This is a genomic window from Serratia myotis, from assembly GCF_027474885.1.
Taxonomy (GTDB): Bacteria; Pseudomonadota; Gammaproteobacteria; order Enterobacterales; family Enterobacteriaceae; genus Serratia; species Serratia proteamaculans.
In genome coordinates this window covers 2,254,087-2,279,766 of the sequence record NZ_CP099707.1, presented here as the reverse complement: position 1 = coordinate 2,279,766, position 25,680 = coordinate 2,254,087, and the positions used below count along the sequence as shown (strand labels likewise).

22 protein-coding genes are annotated in these 25,680 nt (G+C 59.2%); 13 read left to right on the top strand and 9 right to left on the bottom strand.

Translation table 11 applies throughout. The features are described 5' to 3' along the window. Positions 1–184: 184 nt before the first annotated feature. Positions 185–1,435 carry an N-carbamyl-l-glutamate amidohydrolase ErtE gene (gene ertE, locus NHG65_RS10810; protein WP_499183300.1) on the bottom strand — a complete coding sequence of 417 codons (1,251 nt, stop codon included), beginning with the start codon at positions 1,433–1,435 and terminating at the stop codon, positions 185–187. Then, positions 1,432–2,811, bottom strand: coding sequence for a hydantoin-5-propionate amidohydrolase (gene ertD / locus NHG65_RS10805; protein ID WP_499183299.1), 1,380 nt, complete (start codon positions 2,809–2,811; stop codon positions 1,432–1,434). Before ertD ends, ertE begins: the two co-directional genes overlap by 4 nt. Positions 2,812–2,987: 176 nt before the next feature. Between ertD and NHG65_RS10800 the strand changes: the two genes are divergently transcribed. The 8 genes from NHG65_RS10800 (at position 2,988) to NHG65_RS10765 (ending at position 14,229) form a co-directional block, all read left to right on the top strand. Then, positions 2,988–3,884 (top strand): LysR family transcriptional regulator, encoded by an 897-nt coding sequence (locus NHG65_RS10800; protein WP_099065594.1) that lies wholly within the window; start codon positions 2,988–2,990, stop codon positions 3,882–3,884. A 214-nt stretch (positions 3,885–4,098) separates the two neighbouring features. After that, positions 4,099–5,190 (top strand): thiohydantoin desulfurase, encoded by a 1,092-nt coding sequence (gene ertC, locus NHG65_RS10795; protein ID WP_499183298.1) that lies wholly within the window; start codon positions 4,099–4,101, stop codon positions 5,188–5,190. Then, entirely contained in the window at positions 5,187–6,839 is a 1,653-nt protein-coding gene (gene ertB / locus NHG65_RS10790; RefSeq protein ID WP_207980057.1) for a thiourocanate hydratase, read from the top strand. Before ertC ends, ertB begins: the two co-directional genes overlap by 4 nt. 2 nt (positions 6,840–6,841) lie before the next feature. After that, positions 6,842–8,182 (top strand): MFS transporter, encoded by a 1,341-nt coding sequence (locus NHG65_RS10785; RefSeq protein WP_207980059.1) that lies wholly within the window; start codon positions 6,842–6,844, stop codon positions 8,180–8,182. A gap of 51 nt (positions 8,183–8,233) precedes the next feature. Then, a complete protein-coding gene (locus NHG65_RS10780; RefSeq protein WP_499183297.1) occupies positions 8,234–9,880 on the top strand; it encodes an HAL/PAL/TAL family ammonia-lyase in 1,647 nt (548 codons plus the stop codon). 167 nt (positions 9,881–10,047) lie between these two features. After that, the gene (locus tag NHG65_RS10775; protein ID WP_099065589.1) at positions 10,048–11,358 is read left to right on the top strand and encodes an MFS transporter; all 1,311 of its coding nucleotides are present in this window, start codon (positions 10,048–10,050) and stop codon (positions 11,356–11,358) included. A 172-nt stretch (positions 11,359–11,530) separates the two neighbouring features. Beyond that, entirely contained in the window at positions 11,531–12,790 is a 1,260-nt protein-coding gene (locus tag NHG65_RS10770) for an MFS transporter (RefSeq protein ID WP_499183296.1), read from the top strand. After that, a complete protein-coding gene (locus tag NHG65_RS10765) occupies positions 12,787–14,229 on the top strand; it encodes a glycoside hydrolase family 32 protein (protein ID WP_262260694.1) in 1,443 nt (480 codons plus the stop codon). Before NHG65_RS10770 ends, NHG65_RS10765 begins: the two co-directional genes overlap by 4 nt. Positions 14,230–14,359: 130 nt before the next feature. On the opposite strand, the gene NHG65_RS10760 is transcribed toward NHG65_RS10765, so the two are convergent. The 3 genes from NHG65_RS10760 to NHG65_RS10750 form a co-directional block, all read right to left on the bottom strand. After that, the gene (locus NHG65_RS10760; protein ID WP_112348332.1) at positions 14,360–15,361 is read right to left on the bottom strand and encodes a LacI family DNA-binding transcriptional regulator; all 1,002 of its coding nucleotides are present in this window, start codon (positions 15,359–15,361) and stop codon (positions 14,360–14,362) included. A 67-nt stretch (positions 15,362–15,428) separates the two neighbouring features. Then, entirely contained in the window at positions 15,429–15,992 is a 564-nt protein-coding gene (locus tag NHG65_RS10755; RefSeq protein WP_262260695.1) for a HutD/Ves family protein, read from the bottom strand. Next, positions 15,992–17,362 (bottom strand): formimidoylglutamate deiminase, encoded by a 1,371-nt coding sequence (locus tag NHG65_RS10750; protein ID WP_262260696.1) that lies wholly within the window; start codon positions 17,360–17,362, stop codon positions 15,992–15,994. Before NHG65_RS10750 ends, NHG65_RS10755 begins: the two co-directional genes overlap by 1 nt. Before the next feature lie 176 nt (positions 17,363–17,538). On the opposite strand from NHG65_RS10750, the gene hutC reads away from it, so the two are divergent. The 4 genes from hutC (at position 17,539) to NHG65_RS10730 (ending at position 22,272) form a co-directional block, all read left to right on the top strand. Beyond that, a complete protein-coding gene (gene hutC / locus NHG65_RS10745; RefSeq protein WP_112348329.1) occupies positions 17,539–18,294 on the top strand; it encodes a histidine utilization transcriptional repressor HutC in 756 nt (251 codons plus the stop codon). 158 nt (positions 18,295–18,452) lie between these two features. Beyond that, the gene (hutI, locus tag NHG65_RS10740; protein ID WP_414069727.1) at positions 18,453–19,676 is read left to right on the top strand and encodes an imidazolonepropionase; all 1,224 of its coding nucleotides are present in this window, start codon (positions 18,453–18,455) and stop codon (positions 19,674–19,676) included. Continuing rightward, complete coding sequence (hutG, locus tag NHG65_RS10735) at positions 19,673–20,476, top strand: N-formylglutamate deformylase (protein WP_499183295.1); 804 nt, start codon at positions 19,673–19,675, stop codon at positions 20,474–20,476. The genes hutI and hutG overlap by 4 nt, the downstream gene beginning before the upstream one ends. A gap of 266 nt (positions 20,477–20,742) precedes the next feature. Next, positions 20,743–22,272: a serine hydrolase domain-containing protein gene (locus NHG65_RS10730; protein WP_099065579.1), complete on the top strand. Its 1,530-nt coding sequence runs from the start codon at positions 20,743–20,745 to the stop codon at positions 22,270–22,272. On the opposite strand, the gene NHG65_RS10725 is transcribed toward NHG65_RS10730, so the two are convergent. Beyond that, positions 22,273–22,803, bottom strand: a complete 531-nt coding sequence (locus NHG65_RS10725) for a chorismate mutase (protein ID WP_499183294.1) — start codon at positions 22,801–22,803, stop codon at positions 22,273–22,275. 113 nt (positions 22,804–22,916) lie between these two features. Next, positions 22,917–23,390, bottom strand: a complete 474-nt coding sequence (locus NHG65_RS10720; RefSeq protein ID WP_499183293.1) for an anti-virulence regulator CigR family protein — start codon at positions 23,388–23,390, stop codon at positions 22,917–22,919. A 460-nt stretch (positions 23,391–23,850) separates the two neighbouring features. On the opposite strand from NHG65_RS10720, the gene NHG65_RS10715 reads away from it, so the two are divergent. Beyond that, entirely contained in the window at positions 23,851–24,030 is a 180-nt protein-coding gene (locus NHG65_RS10715; protein ID WP_017892577.1) for a hypothetical protein, read from the top strand. Positions 24,031–24,085: 55 nt separating this feature from the next. Here NHG65_RS10715 and NHG65_RS10710 read toward each other — a convergent pair whose 3' ends face one another. Next, positions 24,086–24,967, bottom strand: a complete 882-nt coding sequence (locus NHG65_RS10710; RefSeq protein ID WP_112348323.1) for a nucleoside-specific channel-forming protein Tsx — start codon at positions 24,965–24,967, stop codon at positions 24,086–24,088. Between the two features lie 393 nt (positions 24,968–25,360). Next, positions 25,361–25,633, bottom strand: coding sequence for a hypothetical protein (locus NHG65_RS10705; protein WP_099065575.1), 273 nt, complete (start codon positions 25,631–25,633; stop codon positions 25,361–25,363). Between the last annotated feature and the right edge of the window lie 47 nt (positions 25,634–25,680).

Sequence of the window (25,680 nt, the reverse complement as noted above, 5' to 3'; positions counted from 1 at the left end):
GGAGGGGTCGTAGCAGCCTTGGCTGCCGACCAATTTGCCGGGAGCAAATTGGAACGACTTCGTCGGCCCGTAGGGTGGGACACACGGACGTGTCCCATAATGGCCCCTCGGTGCGCTAGGCCCGAGTATCTCGGTCTAAAAGACAATTTAGCCATCAACCTCAAGGGGCCCGTCGGCCCCTTTTTTACGCCAGTTGCGTATCCAGATTGATCAGCGCCTGCGCCAGCACTCTGGCTCCATCGGCCAACTGCTGTTCGGTAATCGACTCCTCTGGGCAATGACTGCGCCCATTCAGACAGGGAATAAACACCATCCCCACCGGCCCGGTGGCTGCCATATATACCGCATCATGCCCGGCACCGCTCGGTAGCCGACGGCTGGCCAGCCCGAGCGTCTGCGCAGCACCGTCGATCGCCTGCATCACCGTTTCCGCACAGGCCGTGGGCCGTGCCCGACTGACATGCTGCAACTCCGCCTGCAAACCCAGGCTCTGCAAACGTGGCTGACAACTTTCCAGCAGTAATTCAGGGAAGCTATCCAACACCTGCTGACTGTCGCTACGCACCTCAAGCATCAGTTCCACCCGGCCCGGCACCGCATTAGGCACGTTGGGCGTCATGGCAATACGGCCCACGGTCGCCACCACATAGTGCGGATTACCGCTCTGCTGCGAGGCTGCCGCATGCGCCTGTTCGATCACCTGTGCCGCTCCCACCAGCGCATCACGACGAATATCCATTGGCGTAGTCCCGGAGTGATCCGGCTGGCCAATCACCGTCACCAGGACCCGGCGAATGCCGACAATGTGCGTCACCACGCCAATCGGCAATTGCTGGCGCTCCAGCACCGGTCCCTGCTCGATGTGCAACTCGACATAGGCGGCGGTGCCGCCAGGCAAGCGCAGCGGCTGGGTCAGTTTTTCCGGCTGAGCGCCGATTCGCCTCATCGCTGCCGCCAGCGTTTCCCCCTGCGCGTTCTTCGCCGCCAGCATACTGCTGTCCAACTCACCACTTAGCGCCCGGCTGCCCACGCAGGAAATCCCGTAATCGCTCGGTTCCTCGGACAGAAAGTCGATCACCTCAAATGGGTGCTGCAAAGCTATCGCCTGCTGGTGCAGGCAGTGGGCGATCTCAATCCCCGCCAGTACGCCGATAATGCCGTCATAGCGGCCGCCGCCAACCACGGTATCGCAATGCGAACCGGTGACGATCGGCGCCAAATCCTTACGCAACCCGGCGCGGCGCCCAATCAGATTACCGCCCTCGTCCAGCGTCACCGTCAGCCCGGCCTGTTTCATTTGCTCAGCCAGCCAGAGACGTGCCTCACTGAACAATGGCGTAAAGGCACGGCGCGTCCAGGGCACTTCCGGCAGTGTCATCTGTGCCAGGTGGTTAACCCGGGCCCACAAGCGCTCGCTATTGATTAATTCGGTCATTGACTCTCTCCTTTGGCAGCATGCGGGCGCAAAAACTGGCCCGTCCCCGGCGAATTGACAATATGCCCATCGGCAAACACCGCCTGACCGCGGCAATAAGTGGTTTCCACCCGCACGCTGAATTCCATGCCCTCAAAGGCACTCCACTTCACCGCCGACAGACTGTTGGCCGGATCGAAGCGGTAATGCTCAGGCTTCATAATAACGAAGTCAGCATCCATACCGATATCAAAGCCGCCTTTACGATCGTCGAGCAGGAAATGGCGCGCCGGGTTGCGGCACAGCAGTTGCGCTACGGTGGTCGGCGCAATGCCATGCTGTTCACAGCCGGTCCACAGCGCCGGTAACAGCGTCTCCAGTCCCGGTCCGCCGGAGGCATTTTTGAATACGTTGGCATCCCCTTTACGTTCCAGCCCCCAGCTGACGTGATCGGAAGAAACAAAAGTACAGTTACCCTGCGCAATATGGCTCCACAGCAGTTCGGTTTCCGCTTGCGGGCGGATCGGCGGGTAGTGCTTGGTCTTGGCACCAAACTGACGCGTGTGCTGTTCGTGGTTCAGCATCAGGTACTGCACGCAGGTCTCAATGCTGACCGGATAGCCCGCTTGCTGATACATCCGGTAGAGTTCGAAACCCCGCGAGGTGGAAACGTGTACGGCGTGGGCGCGCGCGCCACTTTCTGCCCCCATTTCATAGATCAGCGCCGTCGCCAGATTCTCGATCAACGGCGTGTGGGCACGCATAAAGGCATCCCAACCGGTGTCACCCGCTTCGGTCATCCGTTGGATATTCTTGCGCGTCAGCTCCTGCATTTGGTTATGCACCGCACAGGCCAGCCCGGTCGGCGCAATCAGTTGAAAGGCGTGCATCAGGTCGTCTTCATCTACCCGAGGGAAACGGCCCGGCGTGGCTTCAAAAGTGGAGAACTTGAAGGCGCAGACTCCACCTTCAATCAGCCCGGCGGCGGCGTCAAACCCGTAGGTGGGGTTCAGGGTGCCAAACAGCGCCACGTCGACATGGCAATCACGCTCTACCTCGGCAATTTTGGCCTCCAGCAGGGCACGGCTTGCCACCGGCTCCGGGTCGTCATAGGGCATATCGACCATCACCGTGACGCCCCCCGCCGCCGCCGCCCGCGATGCCCAGCCCAGGCCTTCCTGATTGGCCTGGCTGCCCGAATGCACCTGACCGTCAATCACCCCCGGCAGGATCCACTTGCCATGGGCGTCGATCACCTGTTCGGCCTCAGGTGCCTGCCCGCTGCCGCTGCCAATGATTTTACCGCCGGCGATCGCCAGCCAGCCGTCAGGCGTCACCCGCTCGGCATCCACCAGGTTACCCTTGACCACCAGCTCTGGCCGTTGACTCAAATTCATAGCGCCTCACCCCTTATTCCAATACGCCCGAGAACTGCATAAAAATGCACGCTTCTCAACTTATCAATCGGCCTGTTGTGCCGATACCGAGGCCAGTGTAGGGTGAGGCTGTCTATTCTGTCTTATGCTTGTTTATCACTCATGCATAACAAAATGTTAACCATTGTGGAGGGCGTGTGCGTTTAAACCTCAAGCAAATCGAAGTGTTCCGCGCCATCATGCTGACCGGTTCGATCAGCGGTGCCGCCAAGCTACTGCATGTTTCCCAACCGGCGGTCTCACGGCTGATTGCCTATACCGAACAGCGCTTGGGCCTGACGTTGTTTGAACGCATCAAGGGCCGCCTGTACCCGACACCGGAGGCGCGTCACCTGTTTGTCGAGGTCAACTCGGTGTATCAAGGAGTGCAACGGGTCAACGAAGTGGCGGAGGATCTGATCCAAAATCGCATGGGTCACCTGCGCATCGCCTGCAGCCCAAGCCTGGGCCAGGGACTGATCCCCAGCGCTATCGCCAGGTTCCACGCCCAGTTGCCCGAGGCACGGGTGATCCTGCACACCATGATCCCGGACGTCTTGCTGCAGGCGGTACTGACGCAGCAGGTCGAGCTGGGCGTGGCCTTTCTGCATGAAGGCCATCCCAACGTCCATTCACGCCAGCTATACGAAAACCGACTGGTGGTGGCACTGCCCGCCACTCACCCGCTGACCGCCAAAAACGTGATTAGCATCGAAGATTTGATCGACCAGCCGTTTATCGGTTACGGCAGCGAGATCCCTATCGGCCAACTGGTGCGCAAGCTGCTGGATGACGCCAATATGCTCCTGCGCCCTACCGTTGAGGTACAGCAGATCCACGTAGCCTGTGCGCTGGTACAGGCCGGGGTAGGCATCGCGCTGATCGACGAAATTACCGCCAACGGCCCGGTGTGGACCAAGGTGGTTTTCCGGCCGATAGAACCCACCGCCAAAACCCCGATCAGCATCGTACATGGCATGTACGAACCCCTGTCACGCCTGGCCCAGGCGTTTATCGCCACCCTGGAGTCGGTGCAGATCCACTGGTCACGCTAAGCCCTTTAAGCGCTTCCCTTCCTGCCGCTTTCCCGAGTGATAGCGGCATAACTCATTCACCTGTCCCATGGGTTAACATTTTGTTATACGCAGGTGATAAAAAGTAATGCGACATTTTAGTTAACCGCCCCCTAGTATCGAATTCCGGTAGCGCAACTATTCATAGATTATTCATTCAAGCGCAATCTCACCGATACTTTCAGGAGCACAGACCATGGGGCGTGTTTTAACACTTAATGATGTGGAAGCCGCGGTAAAAGGCGGTTCGGTATTTGCTTGCGGCGGTGGTGGTTGGGTTGCCCACGGCCTGGAGCTGGGGCGACTGGCGGTGACCATAGGTCGCCCGGAACTGGTCAGCCTCGACGAATTGGCCGATGACGCCTGGTTAGCCACCGCGGCGGCGATTGGTGCCCCCGGCGGTCTGACCGACTGGCAGATGCTTGGCGTCGACTACGTCAAGGCGGTGCAACTGGTGCAGCAGGAACTGGGGGCCCCGATCGCCGGACTGATCGTCGGCCAGAATGGCATGTCCAGTACCCTCAATGGTTGGCTGCCTGCCGCCGTGATCGGTTGCAAGGTGGTCGATGCGGTCGGCGATCTGCGCGCCCACCCAACCGGCGATATGGGCTCACTCGGTCTGGCTTCCAGCCCGCAACCCATGATCCAGGCCGCCGTCGGCGGTAACCGCGCCAATAACGCCTATATCGAGCTGGTAGTGAAAGGGGCCACCGCCAAGGTGTCGCCGGTGCTGCGCAAAGCGGCCGACATGTCCGGCGGGTTTATCGCCAGCTGCCGCAACCCGATACCGGCGGCCTACGTGCGCCAACACGCCGCACTGGGGGGCATCAGCCTGGCAATCTCATTGGGTGAAAGCATCCTGGCGGCGCGAGGCAACGGCGTGGTCGATGCCATCTGTCGTCATACCGGTGGCCAGATTATTGGCAGCGGCGTGGTAACAACCAACAGTCTGCGCTATACCGAAGAGGCGTTTGACGTCGGCATCGTGACTCTCGGTGAGGGGAATGCACTGCGCCGCATCCACGTCATGAACGAACACATGGCGGTAGAAGACGCCCACGGCGAGCGTATCGCCAGCTACCCGGACGTGATCACCACGCTGGACAGCGCCGGTAACCCGATCAGCGCCGGGCAATTGAGGCCAGACATGGAAGTGGTGATTTTCCATATGCATCACTCCCAGTTCCCCCTTTCGTCGTCGGTGACCGATCCGGCGGTCTATCCCCCGGTGGAGAAAACGCTGGGTATCGATCTGCGCAGCTATCTGCCGTCAGGAGATGCCGCATGAAAAGAACCTTTGAAGTGACTTCAGGTAGCACGCTGCGCTGCCTGGGCTGGCGGCAAGAGGCGCTGCTGCGCCTGCTGGAAAACGTGCTGGCAGTCGGTGAAAACCCGGATGAGCTGGTAGTGTACGCCGCGCTGGGCCGAGCCGCGCGCGACTGGCCGTCACACGATGCCATTGTCCACGCGTTAAAAACCATGCGTGAAGACCAGACCCTGCTGGTACAGTCCGGCAAGCCAATTGGCCTGCTGCAAACCCACGCCAACGCCCCGCTGGTGATCATGGCCAACTGCAATATGGTCGGCCAATGGGCGAAGGCGGAGAACTTTTACCGCTGGGAAAAAGAAAACCTGATCTGCTGGGGCGGCCTGACCGCCGGTGACTGGCAATATATCGGTTCGCAGGGGGTGATCCAGGGCACCTATGAAATCTTCTCGCGCATCGCCGAGCGCCATTTTGATAACGATCTGCGCGGGCGCTTTATCCTCACCGCCGGGCTGGGCGGCATGGGTGGCGCACAGCCGCTGGCAGGCACCCTGGCCAACGCCGCGATCCTGACCATCGAGGTCAATCAGGCCAGCATCGACAAACGATTGAAAAACGGTTTTCTGCAACACCAGGCGGCCGATCTCGACCAGGCACTGATGATGATCGCCGCCGCGCAACAGCGCAAAGAAGCCCTTTCGGTCGCCCTGCTGGGTAACGCCGCAGAAATCTACCCGGCCATCCTGGCGCGCGGCGTGATCCCGGACATCGTCACCGACCAAACCGCCGCGCACGATCTGGTGTACGGCTACGTTCCCGCCGGTTACAGCCCGGAACAGGTGGCCAAACAGCGCGAGGACGATATCAATGCGCTGATGGACGCCAGCCGCCGCTCCATCGTTCAGCACGTACAGGCGATGATCGGCTTTATGGATCGCGGGGCGGTGGTGTTCGACAACGGCAATCTGATCCGCACCCACGCTCATCAGGGCGGCGTTGAGCGCGCCTTCGAGATCCCGATTTTCACCGAAGCCTTTCTGCGGCCGCTGTTCTGCCGCGCCATCGGCCCATTCCGCTGGATCGCCCTGTCCAACAACAGCGACGATATTCGGGTCATCGATGACTACTTGCTCGAGCGCTTTGCCGACAACCGCATCGTCAGCAACTGGATCACCCTGGCGCGCCAGCATGTGCCCTTTGAAGGCTTACCGGCGCGCATCGCCTGGCTCGGTCACGGCGAACGTACCGAACTGGCACTGGAGGTCAACCGCATGGTGGCAGACGGTCGCCTGTCCGGCCCCATCGCCTTCACCCGCGATCACCTCGATGCCGGGGCGATGACCCATCCGAATATCATGACCGAGAAAATGAAGGATGGCTCTGATGCGATCGCCGACTGGCCGCTGCTCAACGCGCTGGTCAACTGCGCCTCAATGGCCGATCTGGTGGCGATCCACTCCGGCGGCGGCGGTTACAGCGGCTATATGACCAGCTCAGGCGTCACCACCATCGCCGATGGCAGTGACGCTGCAGCACAACGTCTGCAACTGTCGATGACCAATGACACCACCACCGGCGTGATGCGTTACGCCGATGCCGGTTATCAGGAGTCACTGGATGAGATCGCTGACAAATCCTTGCCGTATATCTCACTGCCTCGCGGAGAATAATAATGATCAATAAAAGCACGCTTCCGCCCATCGCCCCTCTGCTGGCCGCCGATGCCGCCACACCGCGTAAAAACAGCGGCCGCAAGGCGATTGCCGCAGCCTCCATCGGCAACGCGCTGGAATGGTATGACTTCTCGGTGTACGCCTTCTTCGCGGTGTATATCGCGCAGAACTTCTTCCATCAGAACGATGCTGGCACCCAGCTGTTTGAAGCCTTCCTGGCTTTTGGGCTCGGCTTTGTTATTCGTCCGCTTGGCGCATTGGTGATCGGCGCTTACGGTGACCGGGTCGGCCGCAAGGCAGCCCTGACGTTGACCATCATGACCATGGCAGTCGGTACTGCAATCATTGCCTTTGCGCCGCCGTACAGCGCCATCGGCATCGGTGCGCCGCTGCTGATCCTGTGTGGCCGGGTGTTGCAGGGCTTTTCCGCCGGTGGCGAAGTGGGCGGCGCGGCGGCATTTTTGATCGAGCACGCCCCGGCGCATCAGAAAGGCCAATACGCTTCATGGCTGCAGGCCAGCATGGGGATCTCCAATATCCTCGGCGCGCTGGTGGCAACCGCGGTTACGCTGACGCTCAGCCACGAGCAGATCGGTGACTGGGGCTGGCGTATTCCGTTCATCATCGGCCTGTCGATCGCACCGATTGGCCTGTGGATGCGTAAAACGCTGGAAGAAACGCCGCTGTTCGCCGAAGAGCAGGCGCGCCAGCAGCGGGAACCCCGTACGCCGGAAATGCCGCTGCGCTTGCTGTTCCGCACCCATCGCCGCGCGGTGCTGCTCGGTACCGGGCTGTCGATTCTGTGGGCGGTAAGCATCTATGCGCTGATCATCTACATGCCGATTTATGTTCAGCGAGTGATGCACTTCGAGAGCCACCAGGCGTTTCTGGCGGCGCTGATAGGCAACTGCTTTATGGTGGTGTGCTGCGTGGCGGCCGGGGCCTGGTCTGACCGGATCGGCACCCTGAAAATCCTGCAGGTCGGGGCAGTGCTGTTACTGGTGGCCAGCTACCCGCTGTTGTTGTTGCTCGATGCCTACCACACCACCGCGATGTTGATCCTGGTGCAGACGCTGTTTTGCATCCTGGTGTCGCTGTTCGTCGGCGTGGCCCCTGCGGCACTGTCCGATCTGTTCCCTACCCAGGTGCGGGCCAGCGGCATGTCGGTGTCCTACAACCTGGCGGTGACGGTGTTCGGCGGCTTTGCTCCGGCGATCCTCACCTGGCTGACCCAGAATACCGGCACCCGTTTTGCCCCGGCCTGGTATGTGATGATCGCCAGCCTGCTGGCATTGATCACCCTGTATTTTATCGCTCGCCATCCAGCGCGGCAGCCCTGAACACAACGCAATAACAACATCATAATAATCAATAATAAGGGTTCACTTATCATGCCAGGAAAAGTCGCTTTATCGCTGCTGGCCGCGCTGACGCTCGGTTATAGCCAGCTTGGGTTGGCCACCGTCACGCTCGACGGCCACTCCATTACTCCGCAGATGATTGCTAACGTCGCCGATGGCGAAGCGGTGGCCGTCGCCCCTGCCGCCATCAAACGCGTGACAATGTCACATAAGGTGCTGATCGAGGCGGCACAGAACGGTTTGAAAATTTATGGGCTGACGGTCGGCGTCGGGTTGAACAAGGATCGGCCGATGGTCGACGTGCACGGCAAGCTGACGCAGGAAGTGATCGACGCATCGAAAAAATTTAACGTCGGTCTGCTGCATGCCCATTCCGGCGGCATCGGTGAACCAATGAGTATCCGCGTGGCACGGGCCACCCTGGTCACCCGGCTCAATGCCCTGCTGAACGGGGGCGGTGGCGTTCAACCGGCGATTGTCGACGCCTATGTCGCCTTTCTCAACAAAGGGATTACCCCGGTGATCCCGGCGGACGGTTCGGTGGGTGAAGGCGATATCACGGTGATCAGCCACATCGGGCTGGCGATGCTCGGCGAAGGCGAAGTCTATTATCAGGGCAACAAAGTGGCCGCCAGTGCGGCGCTGCAAAGCAGCCAAACGCCGGCCATTACTCCCTATGCCAAGGACGCACTGGCGATCCTCAGTTCCAATGCCTATTCCGCCGCCAGTGGCGCACTGGCGCTGGATTCACTGGCCCATCTGATGCAGGTCAATACCCTGACCTATGCCCTGAGTTTGCAGGCGCTAAACGGCAACGTATCGCCGTTTCTGGCCAATACCCTGGCGCTACGTCCCTATCCGGAAGTGGCGGCGATGGGCAAAAACCTGCGTGAACTGTTGGCCGGTTCCAGCCTGTGGCAGCACGACGACAGCCGCCCGCTGCAGGATCCGCTCAGCTTCCGCTCCGGCGTCTATCTGCTGGCGGAACTTCAGCGCAGCTACCGGCAGGCCTACGATCAATTACTGGTGCAGTTAAACAGTTCCGACGACAACCCAGGGGTGGCGCTGAACGTCACGGCACCGTCACAGCGGCCGCAGGAGGCGGTCAGCTACGTGAGTGAAGGCAACCTGCAGGGCGCGGTGCTGCCGAGCGCTAACTTCGAGCCACTGCCGTGGGTGCTGGCCTTCGAGCAGTTGGGACTGGCACTGGCGCACAACTCGCTGGCCAGCGCCCAACAGGTAGTCAAACTGAATAACCCGGCGTTTACCGGCCTGAGCCGTTTCCTCGGCACCGATCACACCGTGCATGCCTTTGGCGCGATGGAAAAACCGGTGATGATGCTGGCAATGCGCAATAAAGAGCTGGCGATGCCGGTCTCACTCGATTACTTCCCGGTCGCCGGCGATATCGAAGACATCGCCACTAACGCCCCGGCGGTGGTTGAGCGTGTTCAGCAGCAGGTGGATAACGCTTATCAACTGCTTGGCATCCTGCTGGTGCACGACGCCCAGGCGGTGGATCTGCGCCAGCAGCGGCATAACGGTTTTACGCTCTCTGCTCCTACGGCCAAACTCTACGCGGCGATACGCCAACAGGTGCCGTTTATCGAAATCGATCGCCCACTGGCCCCCGACTTCGCCGCCGCTGAGCAGGTGCTGCGCCAGTACGGCAAATAACCCCTAATACTGGCGATATTGTCCCCTCTCCTTTGGGAGAGGGTTAGGGGGAAGGGATAGGTACTGAAGCTAAAGCCCCCACTCACAGTTCCCGCTGAAAATAATTGATTGTTTTGTCATAAGAATTTAGAACTGACTGACAATAATTCAAACACACGGGAATGGGGATGAGCACACAAACGACGGTTATTGACGCACGCCAGTCGCGTCAGGCGTTGCTGGCCGGATCGGTCGGCAACTTTATTGAGTGGTATGAATTCGGCGTGTACGGTTTTCTCGCTACCGTGATCGCCGCCAATTTTTTCACCCTGCAGGGTGAAAGTGAAATCACCAGTCTGATCCTCACCTATGCCGCCTTTGCGCTGGCCTTTTTCTGCCGCCCGATCGGTGCGGTAATTTTCGGCCGCATCGGCGACCGCATTGGGCGTCGACCGACGTTGATCGCCGTATTGCTGCTGATGACCGTGGCTACCGCGCTGATCGGCGTGATGCCGACCTACGCCTCTATCGGCGTCGCCGCCCCGCTGCTGTTGACCCTGCTACGCATGTTTCAGGGGCTGTTTGCCGGCGGTGAATTTGGCGGCGCGGTGTCGCTGATGACCGAGTTCGCTCCCAAGGGCAAACGTGGCCTGTTTGGTGCCTGGCAGTCACTGACCGTGGCGTTCGGGCTGCTGGCCGGTGCCGGGCTGGTGGCCTTGCTGGCCGCGCTATTGACGCCGGAACAGCTACACGACTGGGGCTGGCGTATTCCCTTCCTGCTGGCGTTGCCAATGGGGGTAGTAGCACTGTGGCTACGGCTGAAACTGCAGGAAACGCCAACCTTTACCCAGGCACAGCAGACCCGCGGCTCAACCACGCAGCCACCGGTGGTGAAGCTGAGCAGCGTAGCAAAAACCATTATCCTCGGCATTGGCCGCATGATGGGCTGGTCCGCCGCCGGTTACACCTTCCTGGTGGTGATGCCCTCTTACCTGCAAACCTCACTGCACGCCACCTTCCAGCAGGCACTGGTGGCCACGGTATTGGCCAACGTCGGCTTCGCGCTGACCATTCTGCCCGCCGGTATGCTCAGCGATAAACTGGGGCGCAAAACGGTAATGCTGACGGCAGTAGTGGCGGTGATCCTGTTTACCTTCCCGCTGCTGCACCTGCTGCAAGACCCGCAAAGCTCACTGCTGGCCAAAGGCATCGCGGTGATGATCGCCGGGGCGGTGGTCGGCTTGCTGGCCGGGCCTGGCCCGGCCATGCTGGCAGAAATGTTCCCCACCCAGGTACGTTATACCGGCCTGGGGCTGGCCTATTCGTTGTCCAATGCGGTGTTTTCCGGCTCAGCGGGGTTAATCATCACCGGCCTGATCAAACAGACCGGCAACCTCGATATCCCAGCCTACTACGTGGTGGCCACCTCGGTGGTCAGCCTGTTCGCACTGATGACCCTGCGGCGTGACGATCATCTGCGTTCGCTTAACCAACGTTAATTCCTGTCGGGCGCCCTGTGCGCCCTTTTCCTCTTCGGTGATTTTGATCACACCCACAAAATGTTAACGTTAACTTTTGTGATTAACATCGCAATCCCTCGCTTTGATGGCTTTATCTGGCTCAAAGTTAACGTTAACAATAAGGGCAATTTCATCCATCAGGGCATTCCACATGAACCGCGAAACAAAAAAATATTATGTGCTCCTCAGCGGCCTGTTGTTTTTCTTCTTCTTTACCTGGTCGTCCAGCTTTTCACTGATCTCCATCTGGCTGAACCAGAAAATCGGCCTGAAAGGGACAGAAACCGGGCTGATCTTCTCGGCGATGTCGATTATGGCGTTGTGCGCCCAACCGCTGTACGGCTTTATTCAGGACAAGCTTGGGCTGCGTAAGCACCTGCTGCTGTTTGTCGGCGTACTGTTGTTGCTGACCGGCCCGTTCTTTATCTACGTCTACGCCCCGCTGCTGCAGAGCAACCTGGTGGTTGGCGCACTGGTAGGCGGCGTGTTTGTCAGCCTGGCGTTCAATGCCGGGATTGGCGCGCTGGAATCCTATACCGAACGAGTCAGCCGCATCGTTGGCTTCGAATTCGGCCGGGCGCGCATGTGGGGTTCATTAGGCTGGGCCAGCGCCACCTTCTTCGCCGGTTTTAACTACAATATCAACCCCAATATCAACTTCTGGATCGCCTCAGCCTCGGCGGCGGTGTTCCTGCTGTTGCTGTGGCAGGTGCGCGAGCTGAAACCCAACGCCATGGCCGGGCTGGAGTACGGTAAGCCGGAGAATCTGAAGCTGCAGGACGCCCTGGCGCTGCTGCGCCTGCCGGGGTTCTGGGCGCTGGTAGTGTTCGTGCTCGGCACCAGCATCTACGGCGTGTTCGACCAGCAGTTCCCGGTATATTTCGCCTCGCAGTTCTCCACCCACGAGGAAGGCAACCGCATGTACGGTTTCCTCAACTCGCTACAGGTGTTTCTGGAAGCCGGCGGCATGTTCCTGGCCCCCTTCCTGGTTAACCGGCTCGGGATTAAACAGAGCCTGCTGCTGGCCAGCAGCGTAATGGCGCTGCGCATGTTCGGTTCCGGCTTTGCCAGCGGCGCACTGATGATTTCCGCCATGAAACTGCTGCACGCCGTAGAACTGCCTATCCTGCTGGTGGCGATGTTCAAGTACATCACCACTCGTTTCGACAGCCGCCTGTCCTCTACGCTGTATCTGGTGGGATTCCAGTTTATCAGCCAGATCGTCGCCGGTTTTCTGGCACCGCTGGCCGGCTATGGCTACGACCGCATCGGCTTTGCCGACACCTATTTGCTGATGGGCTGTGCGGTGGCCGCTACCACGCTGATTTCCTGCTTCCTGCTGCGCGGCGAGACTGTCGCCAGTGCGCTTCAATTTCAATCCACGTTAAAATCAAGTGAGCCCACCCAATGAAAAATGCCTTAGCTCAAGCCGATCATGCGGTCGAAGCCCTGCGCGCTCAGCGTCAGGATCACTACTACCCGCGCTTTCATCTGGCACCGGCCGCAGGCTGGATCAACGATCCCAACGGCCTGGTCTGTATTAACGGCGTCTATCACGCGTTCTATCAGCACCACCCCTATGACCAGAACTGGGGGCCGATGCACTGGGGTCACGCCACCAGCCGCGATCTGGCGCACTGGCAACACCAGCCGATCGCCCTGGCCCCCGGCGACGACGATGACAAAGACGGCTGCTTCTCCGGCTGCGCGGTGGATGATAACGGCGTGCTGACGCTGCTCTACACCGGCCACGTCTGGCTGGGCAAGGAAGGAGACGACGATCAGGTGCGCGAGGTGCAGTGTCTGGCCACCAGCGAAGACGGGATCCATTTTGTTAAACACGGGCCGGTACTGTTGCCGCCGGAAGGCATCCAGCATTTTCGCGATCCAAAAGTCTGGCGCACCGCTGACAGTTGGTGGATGGTGGTCGGTGCCAAGGAAAACGGGCTGGGACAGGCGCGGCTTTACCGCTCCGACGACCTGCGCGATTGGCAGTTCGACCGCGTGCTGAGCGGTGCACAGACGCTGCATCAGGGCTATATGTGGGAGTGCCCGGACTTCTTCCCGCTGGGGGAAAAACAGGTGCTGCTGTTCTCGCCGCAGGGGCTGGCGGCCCAGGGTTACCGTCATCGCAACCGCTTCCAGAGCGGTTATTTGCTCGGTCACTGGCAGCCGGGCGAGGACTTCAGCGTCACTCAACCCTTCTGCGAACTGGACCGCGGGCACGATTTCTATGCGCCGCAAACCTTCACCGCCGCCGATGGCCGCCGCATGCTGTTCGCCTGGATGGACATGTGGGAATCCCCGATGCCGAGCAAAGCGCAGGGTTGGGCCGGCGCACTCACTCTGCCGCGCGAATTGACACTGGGGGCCGAGGGCAACCTGCTGATGAACCCGGCGCGCGAGCTGACGGCGTTGCGCGCTCAGCCACATGCATTTGCTGCGGCCAGCTTGCGCAACCAACGCCAGGCGCTGGACGCCGAGGTGCAAGAACTGGCGTTGACGCTAAAACTGACCGACAGCGATGCCGAACGCTATGGCATTGCTATTGGCAACGCGGCACGGCTGTACGTCGACAATCAAGCCCACCGTTTGGTGTTGGAGCGTTTCAGTGAGGATGCGGGCCTGTGCGGCTGTCGCAGCGTCCCTCTGCCGGAAGGTGACGAGCTGTCGCTGCGCGTCTTTATCGACCGCTCATCGCTGGAAGTGTTCGTCAATCAGGGCGTGGCCTGTCTGACCAGCCGTATCTACCCGGCGGACGGCCAACTCGGCATTAGCCTGTTTGCCGAAAGTGGACAGGCGCAGTTTGCTGCATCCCAGGCCTGGGCGCTGGAGAGTATCTGGGACTGACCGCCCGGTTAATAGTAGGGGCGCCGCATGCTGCGCCCCATCGCACCATCAAGGGGTAAATCGGGTCGAACGTGTTCGACCCCTACCGGCCTCAATTGATTATCCGCGCGTGGTTATGAGCCCTAATGGATTACAGAGATTCGCGCAGCAACAACGGGCAGGCCACCTTTCGCGTCTCCCGGTGTTCCAGCTGATTAATCAGATGCAGCGCCGCCTGCCGCCCCAGCTCGTAATGCGGCAATTGCACCGTGGTCAGCGGCGGCAGAAACAGTTGACCGATGCCGACCATATTGTCATAGCCCAAAACCCCCACCTGCTGAGGGATCTTCCAACCCTGCGCCAGCAGCACCTGATACACCATAAACGCCACCCGATCGTTGCCGCACACCACCACATCACAGTCGCGCTGCCCCGGCGAAAAGTGCCTCTCCAGCAGCTCCACGCTGTCGCGGTAATGCTCGTCGCCATCGGTCAAATCAAGATGGTATTGCCGCAACTGGCCAACGTCGCCCCCCGCTTCAAGCCAGGCTCGCTCCAGCCCACGGCGGCGCAGCCCGGCCGCCAGGGTGGTTTCCGGCAGGTGAATGCACAGCGGCGCGCGATACCCTTTGGCGATCAGTGCTCGCATGGCATCGTACTGGCCCTGCTCATCATCCGGGATATAACTCGCCACCGGGTTTTCCGGACTGACGCAGTTGGCCAACACCAGTTTTTTATCCAGCAATTTGGTCGGCAGTGTCACCTGCCGCAGCCCCATGGTGGTGAAGATCACCCCGTCCGGCCGGTGTGCCAGCAGCAGATCGATGGTGTGCTCCGCGCTGTCGTCGGCGAACAGATTGACCACAAAGCTGTTCCAGCCGTGTTCACGCGCGGTTTTTTCAATCGATAGGATCATGTCTACCGAGAAGGGCGTGGTTGCGGTATCCAGCGCCAGCACGCCGAGCGTTTGCACCCGACTGCTGTCACCACGAATTCGCCGCGCCGCGAGATCGGGCACGTACTCCAGTTGGTCAATCGCCAGTTTGACGCGTTGGTAGGTTTCCGGCCGCAGCTTATCGGGCTCGTTGATGGCGCGGGATACCGTCATGAGCGATACCCCGGCAAGTTTTGCAACGTCTTTCAGCGAGGCCATGCGCCCTTCTTTGTGTGGGATAGAAAACCAAATAATCCCACAACTTAGCGCCGGACTCTAGCCCGGCTTAACCGGGTGTGATGTCGGCCCACAGAATAACGCTATCCTCCGTCAGCGGCGTCAGTGAACCGGAGTGCTCACCTGCCGCCCACCAGCCGCCTTCACCTGCTGCCAGGCTGACGCCGTCCGCCACTGTCCAACACCCCTGCAACACATACAAAACGCCCGCATGTTGCACCGGCAGCCGGGTCACCGCCGTTAGGCGCTGCACTCTGGCCGCCCAGCGTCCGCGCCGGGTCATGATGTTGAAGTCCTGGCTGCTGCCCCCCAGCAAGGTCGCCTGCAGCGCCACATCGCCGGAGAAGGCGAACGGCTCGCCGACCTGCGACAGATGATGATCAATTTGCCCTGCGCTGAACAGGTGTACGCCGTCGCCTTCCAGCAGGGTGATCGAACGATCGATACCGCTGAATGCCGAAAACGGGCCGTCCTGCGCAATGGTGGCGATGCTGGCGCGCCAGTCAAAATCCTGAACCCCCAGCGGCCAGCTGACAATCTCTCGGGTTTCCCCACCGCCATTGCGCCACGGCGTGACCGGCAGCGAAGCAAAATCAAAACGCGTCAGGCTCATTATGCCTCCTGCTGGAAGGTTTTCAGCACCTGCAAGAACTCTGCGCTGCTCTGTTGTTGCAAGGCGTGGCGACCCTGATCGATCACCTGACGCCCGCCAACAAACACATCGCGAATTTGTTCCTTGCCGCCGGCGAACAACCAGCGATTCAGAATGGAAGCGTCCGGCGCGGCAGCCAGGTAAGGATCGTCGCCGTCCAGCACCAGCCAGTCGGCACGGTAGCCGCTTTGCAAACGGCCGATAGGGGCACCACAGGCCTGCGCCCCACCCTGCAAGGCCTGCTGGTAGAGCACATCCGCCACCGCCGGTTGTTCCGGCGTGGTCAGGCGGTTACGGCGCTGATCGCGCAGCCGTTGACCGTATTCGAACCAGCGCAGTTCCTCCACCACGTTGAGCGACACATGGCTGTCGGAACCGATGCCCCAACGACCCTGATGTTGCAAATAGGCGTCGCCGGGGAAGATGCCGTCGCCCAGATTGGCTTCGGTGGTCAGACACAGACCCGCCACCGCCTTGCTGCGTGCCAACTGTTCCAGCTCGTCACGGTCAAGATGGGTGGCGTGCACCAGACACCAGCGGCTATCCACCGGCAGATGCTCATACAGCCAGGCCACCGGCCGACGCCCACTCCAGGCCAGACAGTCGTTGACCTCTTTCTGCTGCTCGGCAATATGAATATGCACCGGCAGCGTGCTGTCCGACGCCGCCAGGATCTGCTGCATCTGGCTCAGTTCCACCGCACGCAGTGAGTGGAAACACAACCCCTGATTCTGCAACGGCTGGTCCGCCAACTGACGCGCGATCACCTGCTGCTGCTCCAGGTAGCGATCCGCATCCTGAATAAACCGTTTTTGCCCCGCCTGTGCAGGCTGACCGCCAAACCCGGCGTAGCTGTACAACACCGGCAACAGCGTCATACCGATCCCCACCTGCGCCGCCGCCTGGCTGAGTCGGCCGGTCATTTCACCGCGATCGGCATAGGGGTTGCCGTCGGCACCGTGATGCAGGTAGTGGAATTCTGCCACCTGGGTATATCCGCCTTTCAGCATTTCGATATACAGTTGGCGGGCGATCACCTCGACCTGCTCCGGCGTCAGTCGCTGCACCAGACGGTACATCAGATCGCGCCAGGTCCAGAAACTGTCCTGCGGGTTGCCCGCCACCTCCGCCAGCCCGGCCATCGCACGCTGAAAGGCGTGAGAATGTAGGTTCGGCATGCCCGGCACTACGTCGCCGTGCAGTCGGGTGCAGCCTTCGGGATCGGCATCGGCAGTCACCTGGGTCAGGTGGCCTTGCGCATTGACGTCCAGGCGAACGTTATGCGCCCAGCCTTCGGGGAGCAGAGCACGTGAGGCAAAATAAGCAGGCATGGCAGTATTCCACTGTTAGTGTAACGGCTAATAACGCGCGATAATCGCGCATCCGAAAATGCACTGGCCCATCGCATTGCTGTGGCGAACCGGCCCTTAGTTGTATATACATATACATACGCCGACACCAACAGTAAACTGGTGTTATTATTTTTTTATTTGACGAGGTTAACGTCTTGGTTGATCAACAGACCGTGCTGCAACTGGCTGCTGCAATGAGCGATACCCCCGCCCCGATTTATCAACGGGTCAAGCAGGCGATCGTAAACCAAATCCGTGCGGGCCATTGGTTGCCGCACCAACGTGTCCCCTCGGAAAGCGAACTGGTGGCCGAGCTTGGCGTTAGCCGCATGACCATCAACCGCGCACTGCGTGAACTGACCACCGAAGGCTTCCTGATCCGCATGCAGGGCGTGGGCACCTTCGTCGCCGAAGCCAAGGCGCACACCGCGCTGCTGGAAGTGCATAACATCGCCGACGAAATCGCCGCCCGTGGCCATCGCCACAGCAGCAAGATCCTGCAGTTAAAAGCCCGCCCGGCCAGTGAAGAAGAAGCGCTGGCGTTAGGTATTCAACCCGGCCAACAGCTGTTCTATTCGCAGATCGTGCATTATGAAAACGACCTGCCGGTGCAGGTGGAAGACCGCTGCGTGAACCCCCTGATCGCACCCGATTACATGAAGCAGGATTTTGACCGCGTCACGCCCTATATCTACCTGACCCAGGCCGCACCGCTGACCGCCGGTGAGCACATTGTGGAAGCCGTGGTGCCGACTCATCATGAGCGCGAGCTGTTGCAGCTGGAAGACCACGAACCGGGCCTGCTGATCCACCGCCGCACCTGGTCTGGCAAAACCGTGGTGACCTCGGCGCGCCTGCTGTATCCCGGCAGCCGCTATCAGCTGTTTGGCCGTTTCACCAACGACGTCTGATCCCCCGCGGGTGCTCTTTTGCACCCGCCCTTCCACAACGATCACATTCCGATAACAAATTTTTATCCCGCCTCTTGTGACAACTCGATGAATGCGCTAGGTTGTTTTTAATTGTATATACAACCATGTGGGAGCCAAGGCTCCGGCGGAGAAAAGCCATGACCTCTGAGATTCATTGCGACAGCCTGTGGCACGGGGCCGACATCGTCACCATGCGCGACGGCAAGTATCACACCCTCAGCAACGGGGCGATCGCCGTCCGTGACGGCAAAATTGTCTGGCTGGGTGAATACGATGCGCTGCCTGCGACGTTGATCGCGGATGAAAAGGTGAAATTCGACGGTGGCATCATTACGCCGGGCTTTGTCGACTGCCATACCCACCTGGTGTTCGGTGGCAACCGCAGTGGAGAATTCGAACAGCGCCTGAACGGCGTCAGCTATGCCGAGATCGCCGCTCAGGGCGGCGGCATCATTTCCACGGTCAAGGCCACCCGTGACGCCGAAGAAGAGCAACTGCTGGAGCAGGCACTGTTCCGACTACGGCCGCTGCTGGCGGAAGGCGTGACCTGCGTGGAGATCAAATCCGGTTACGGCCTGACGCCGGAAAGTGAACTGAAAATGCTGCGCGTGGCGCGCCGATTGGGCGAACTGCTGCCGGTAGAGGTGAAAACCACCTGTCTGGCGGCGCACGCGCTGCCGCCGGAATACGCCAACCGTGCCGACGACTATATCGATTTGGTGTGTAACACCATTATTCCTCAGGCTGCCGCCGCCGGACTGGCGGACGCGGTTGACGCCTTCTGTGAACATCTGGCGTTCTCACCGGCCCAGGTGGCACGAGTGTTCGCCGCCGCCGAAGCCGCCGGCCTGCCGGTTAAGCTGCACGCCGAACAACTTTCCGCGCTGGGTGGCAGCGAATTGGCCGCGCAGCATCATGCGCTGTCTGCCGATCACCTCGAATACGCCACCGAACAGGATGCGCGGGCGATGGGCGATGCCGGTACCGTCGCGGTCCTGCTGCCGGGCGCTTATTACCTGCTGCGCGAAACCCAATGCCCGCCGGTTGATTTGTTCCGCAAACACGGGGTGGCGATGGCGATTGCCAGCGACGCCAACCCAGGCACCTCACCGGCGCTGTCGCTGCGCCTGATGATCAACATGGCCTGCACGCTGTTCCGCCTGACGCCGGAAGAAGCCCTGGCGGGCGTTACGACACACGCGGCCAAAGCGCTGGGCCTGCAGGCGAGCCACGGTACGCTGGAAACCGGCAAGGTGGCTGACTTTATTCACTGGCCGCTGTCGCGACCGGCTGAACTGGCTTATTGGCTGGGTGGACAACTGCCCTGCACGGTGATTTTCCGAGGAGAAATACGTCAATGACTGTTCGCGACCCTTTTGATTTCCACGCCGGTAGCCTGCCGCTGCTGATCAGCATTCCCCACGCCGGTACCCGACTCACTCCGGCGGTCGAGGCCGGTTTAACCGAAGATGCCCAACCGCTGCCTGACACCGACTGGCATATCCCGCAGTTATACGAATTTGCCCGTGCGATGGGTGCCAGCGTACTGGTCGGCAATTATTCGCGGTTTGTTATCGACCTGAACCGCCCGGCGGACGATAAACCGCTGTACACCACTGCCACCACCGGCCTGTTTCCGGACGTACTGTTTGACGGCCGCCCAAGCTTTCTGCCGGGCAAGGCCCCCTCGGACCAGGAGCGAGCCGGTTATCTGCAGCAGATCTGGCAGCCGTATCACCAGCAGTTGCAGGACGAACTGGCGCGGTTAAAGGCGAAACACGGCTACGCACTGCTGTTTGATGCCCACTCTATCGCCTCGGTGATCCCACGTTTGTTCGATGGCAAGCTACCGGACCTTAATCTGGGCACCAACGGCGGTGAAAGCTGCGCCCCAGCGCTGAGCGATCGCCTGGTGGCCTGCTGCGAACAACAACAGCAGTTCACCCACGTGCTTAACGGTCGCTTCAAGGGTGGTTACATCACCCGCGCTTACGGCCAGCCAGACGAGCAACAGCATGCGATCCAACTGGAATTGGCGCAGGTGAACTACATGTCCGAAAGCTACCCGTTTGCCTTTGAGCCACAGCGTGCAGCCGCTCTGCAGCGCCTGCTGAAACAAATGATCGACAGCCTGCTTTCCTGGGGCGGCCAGCCGCGTTAAGCCTTTTCCAGCCTGATGAAGGGTGACACTGTCACCCTGCATCCGCCCTTTATCCCCCGTAGCTAACTTCCTGATTTAGTGACAGACCTTTGGTATCCCTGCTCGCCGTCGTTTCGATTTGCGTACTGCATCGCAGTTTTGACTGAAAATCCCCCAATCTGGTCGGAACAGCGCACAAAACAGCGGCCCACGGATTTCGCGGTGCGCGACAATCTGGCGAAAAGTCCGCTGAGTCACAAATCGAAAACTCACTCTGGAGGCATAGTATGTCTGAAACCCCGCTAAACTGGCGCGCCGCACAGGCAGTCGCCGAGCGGTTGCTGGCTGACTGGCAGTCCGACGGCGAACCCGGTGGAGCGATTACCCTGTTCGACGCCGCGCAAATCCGGGCAGTGGCCAGCGCCGGCCTGGCCGATCTTGCACAAAACACCCCTTTTACCGCCGACAGCGTGGTGCGTTACGCGTCGGTCACCAAACATATATTTGCTGCGCTGGCGCTGAATGCCACCGACAACGCCCTGAGCCTGGACGATCGCCTTGGCGACTTGCTGCCGGAGCTGCATCCCCCGCTGGCGGACGTCACCGTCGGTCAGGCGCTGGATATGACCAGCGGACTGCCTGACGTGCGGGAAACCCTCGGGCTGCTGGGCATCTCGGTGCATACCCGCAGCGAGGCGCAACCGGTGATGCAGTTCCTTCAGAGGCTGGGCGGACTGAACTATCCGGCCGGCAGCGAAATCACTTATACCAATAGTGGCTACCGCTTGGTTGAAGCGGCCCTGCAGGCCAAGGGGTATGACTTCGACCAACTGGTGCAGCAACACATCGCCCAACCGCTGCAAGTGCAACTGCGGGCGCCAGAGAGCTGGTTTGACGTAGTGCCGGGGCTAACGCCCGGTTACTGGCGTTCAAAGCAGGGTTGGCAACTGGCCAGCGCCGGCCTGCATCTTTCCGCCTCCGGCAGCCTGACCGGCAGCGCCAATGCCCTCACCCGCTGGCTACAGACGCTGCTGGCCGACCAGGGTCCGGGGCGCGGCGTACTGGCACAGCTGAGCGCACCTCGCCATCTCAATCAGGGCCAACTCAGCGCTTACGGGCTGGGACTGGCGCAAACCCCACTGGGTAAACAGCGCCTGCTGGGACACGGTGGTTCGCACGCCGGTTACAAAACCTATTTCCTGCTGGCCCCCGATCGACAGGCCGGTGTGGCGCTGGTAGCCAACCGGGAGGACTGCGACAGCTTCGGTATCGCGCTGCAGGTGATGGCCGCCTTGCTGGATGAGGCACTGCCGCAACGCAGCAACGCCATTCCCGATGGCATTTACACCACGGTAGCAGAGCCCTACTGGCTGGAAGTAAAAGACGGTAACGTCGCCTATCTGGGCAGCGATGAACCGCTGTATCAGGGCGATGACGGCTATGCGGTCTCGCTTTCCGCCCATATGCCCATGCGGCTGAAATGGACCGGTGAAGCGGTTGAAGGCGAAGTGTGCCATGTAGCCCGCAGTTTCCTGCCGGTCACGGCTAATCGCGAATGCCTGAAGCACGTGCAGGGCCTGTGGTATCACCCGCAATACCGCACCGCCTTCGAGATTTGCGGCGACCAGGTGCACATTGGGGTGGGGCCGGCGGCGCAGACAGGAACGATCAGCTCACTGGGCCAGGGCCGCATGCTGGTCGAAAGCCGTGATGGCCCGTGGCAAAAACGCTTTTGCCTGTATTTTCGCGGTTACAGCGTGGACTTGATCGCCAATCGCAGCCGGGTGCTGACCTTTCAGCGCAGCGGTGCCGGTTGATCACCCCGCCTTGCCGGCCCGAACGGCCAGTAAGGCGGTAAACAGCCGCTGCTTATCGGCATCGCTGAGGTTGGCCTGGGTGATGGCATCAATAAAGCTGCTACCTGCCGACTCGGTCAATGGACCGGTTTTCAGCTGCTGCGCCAGCCGTTGCAAGATACGGCTGCTGAGTTCGGCAATCTGCGGTCGTAAGCTATCCAACGGGCGTGGCTGCCAGCCACTTTCCGGCTGCGCCAGCCAGTCTGCACGATAGCGGTACTGAATCGCCTTGGCGGCATCCATTTGCGCCAGGATAAAGGGCCGCACCGAAAGCGGATCCAACCCCAACCGCTCCGCCTCTGCTTGCGTGCTGGCCAACACCCTGGCCTCCTGAGCCAAATCCTCGATCGGCAGATGCTGCTGCGCCTTGTAACCGGCAACGTCCTTCATATATGCCAACCGCTGATTGACCAGTTCACCCAGCGCCGTACCGCCGTCCGCCAGTGCAGAAAAGCTGACCAGACAGCAGGCAATCAATAACATCCTCAACATCGCCCTTTCCTTATCCAACCGAAAAACCAGGGGCAGAGTTCACCACGTTCTCCCTGCTTCAGGCAAATAAAAAGCCTCGCCGAAGCGAGGCCTTGAAATGGAATGGCGGAATATTAATTAAAGACACCGTTGATCACCGAGGCCACCAGGGCGGTGCTCAGAGCCACCAGCACCAGGTCGTCACCGGCAATACGCCATTCGTAACCCGGATAGTAAGGCAGATCGCGCAGCATCGATGACGGCACCATCTTCTTGGCGATGCCCGGAGGCAACGGCTTGCCCCGAGCCAGATTTTTAGCAATGCCCGGTGGCAAAGAGCCGTAACCGGTCAGGCCATAGTTTCGTGCCAGGGAGCGTGCGCGATCGCGGGAAATACTGACGGAAACCAGCCCCTGGTCGCCATCATTACCTTTGGCTTTATTGCCATGCTTGCCGCTATTGCCGTTATTGCCATGATTACCGTTGTTGCCGCTATTACCATGATTGCCGCTGTTGCCATTGCCGCCTTTATCGGCCAGCGCTGCGGATGACAGACCCAACGAAGCAATCAGCGCCAGCACTGTGAGAGTAGTACGACGTTTGCTCATAATGTCATTTCCTGCAGGGGTTATTAGCTTCACTATAGGCGTAATTCCCCACATAAAGCATGCGGAAAACTCTGAGAGTTTGATCACCTATAGCGACAGCAGGCTGGCCAGAGAGTCAAATATTATTCCAGCGCAAAACTATTCGATAAAACCGAATTTAAAACCCAGATTTTTCTTGCAGCGAAATAAGCCTTGCCGTAGTTTGGCTAAGTCACAAAAAAGAGTTAGCGAGCTCTTTTTCGTTGCACCTCAAATCATTTTTTATCACTCAGTGTGATAGTACTGAATACTTCCCGCCGTTCCGTGCGGGATTCTTTTTACCGATAAATCGACATCAAATGCACCAATACAGTGCTTTTTGTTGAGATTTGGTTGCCAATACTTTAAATTCGGCGTCTGAGAAACCTCAACCTCCCGCGGTGGCCAGTTGGCAACGGGTGGGCGTTCAGGAGCAAAAGACATGCAAATGACCCTCATGGAATACATCACGCAGCACTTTAATGGCGATCTTCACCGCTACGCGCAATCCGAAGGCGTGAGTCGTGAACAAATCATCAGTTGGATTGATAATGAATGCCACGTAATCAAAGGACGATTATTTATGCCGGTGCGGCATTTACCCGGCGAACAAGCGCAGTGATGACGAAAAAAAACCCCGCTAAAGCGGGGTTTTCTGATTCTGATACCACGGAAAATCAGAAGTTATAACCCGCCACCAGGTAGTAACCCCAGCCGGTAGATTTAATTGGACCCTGTGGGGTACCGATATCCGCCCCGTCCTGCCATTGGCCGCCGTTATGGAAATAACGTGCCACGAAGGAGTAGTGCCAGTGATCGTAGTTCAGCGCCAGAATATGGCTGGAAGCGATCGAGTTGCTGGTGCGAACCTGTTTGCCGGTGCCGTCGGTCCAGTTGCTGTCTTTGCCCAGATCGGAACCAAAGTCAAAGTTGGTAAAGCCGATGTAGCTCAGATTGCCGCCCCACAATTGGGTCAGCGGCACAAAGTATTTCACCTTGAAGCGGTAACCGTCCCAGCTGTTCTCATTGGCAGCCTGGTAGTTTTCCCACTGGTATTTGGCATAGATGTTCATCGACAGGCTCATTGGCAGGCCGGTCTCGATATCGGTGCCCAGACCCATGTACCAGGTGTTCTGGCGGCCGTCGGTGTCGTGGCCCAGGTCATAGATGTAGTTGTTGGCGAAGTACCATTCTTTGAATGGACCGAAGCTCAGGTCGGTGTTGGTCAGTTTGTCGATCGAGAAGCGAGGTTCGATCTCCATAAACATCGGTGAGCCTTTATCCCAGATACCGCGGTCCGGGGTGTTGCCGACGCCGAAGAATTTAGGCACATCGACATAACCATAGAAATCAAACCAATCTTTTTTGGCGAAGGCTTCGTACTCCAGGTAAACATCGTTGTTCAACTGAGGTCCGAAACGGGTGTGGTAGCTGCCCACCACGTTAACGCTCTGGTGCCACCAATCCGAGACGTATTGGCTGTCTTTGCTATCAGCCATTGAAGATGCACTGTAAGACGCTGCGAGCAGGATACCTGCTGCGAGAGCTATTTTTTTCATTTTATTACCACATGCTTAAAGGGCCATTTCCTGCCCGTTAGAAAAGATGACAATGAGTCTGACGACACCTGGCGTTGCCTCCGCTTACAAACTTCTCGGGCGACGCGCGCATTATAGAAATCACTGGGTGTAAGAATCTGTGATCCAGTTATGCATTTTGCGAATAGGTAATCGATTGCGTTCACATTTGTCAAATTATGTTTCATGCAAATTCACGATCGCTGTGATTTTTGTCATGCCCGGTGATTTTTAAAGCAGTTTTTGTGCCAATTGTGTGCAACACAAAAAAGTAACCAGGTCTGTCGCAGAAATAAAAATGCCGGCGTTTTTAGCACCGGCATTTGTTGGAAATGTGACTGAGGGAAACGGAGGTTCGAAAACCCTGGCTGAGACTCAGCTAATCGAGGGGATCGCTTTGGCGATATTTTCCTTACGGAAGACCACTTCTTGACCCGGTTCGATTTCCCACTCTTTGGGTGGAATATCCACCTTGGGTGCGGCGGCGATCACCGAACCATAAATCAGCTTGTCTTCCCGGCGCAGAATACTGACATCAAGCTGGTATTCGTGGCGCAGATTGGCGGTGGTCAGGCGCACCGTATCACCGCGCATATAACTTGCATCATCAATCACAGGTTGCTGAATGAATTGGATATCGTCTCTCATTTTTTATGTTCCTTCATGCAAGATCGCTAGTTAGATTCTAGTTCAAC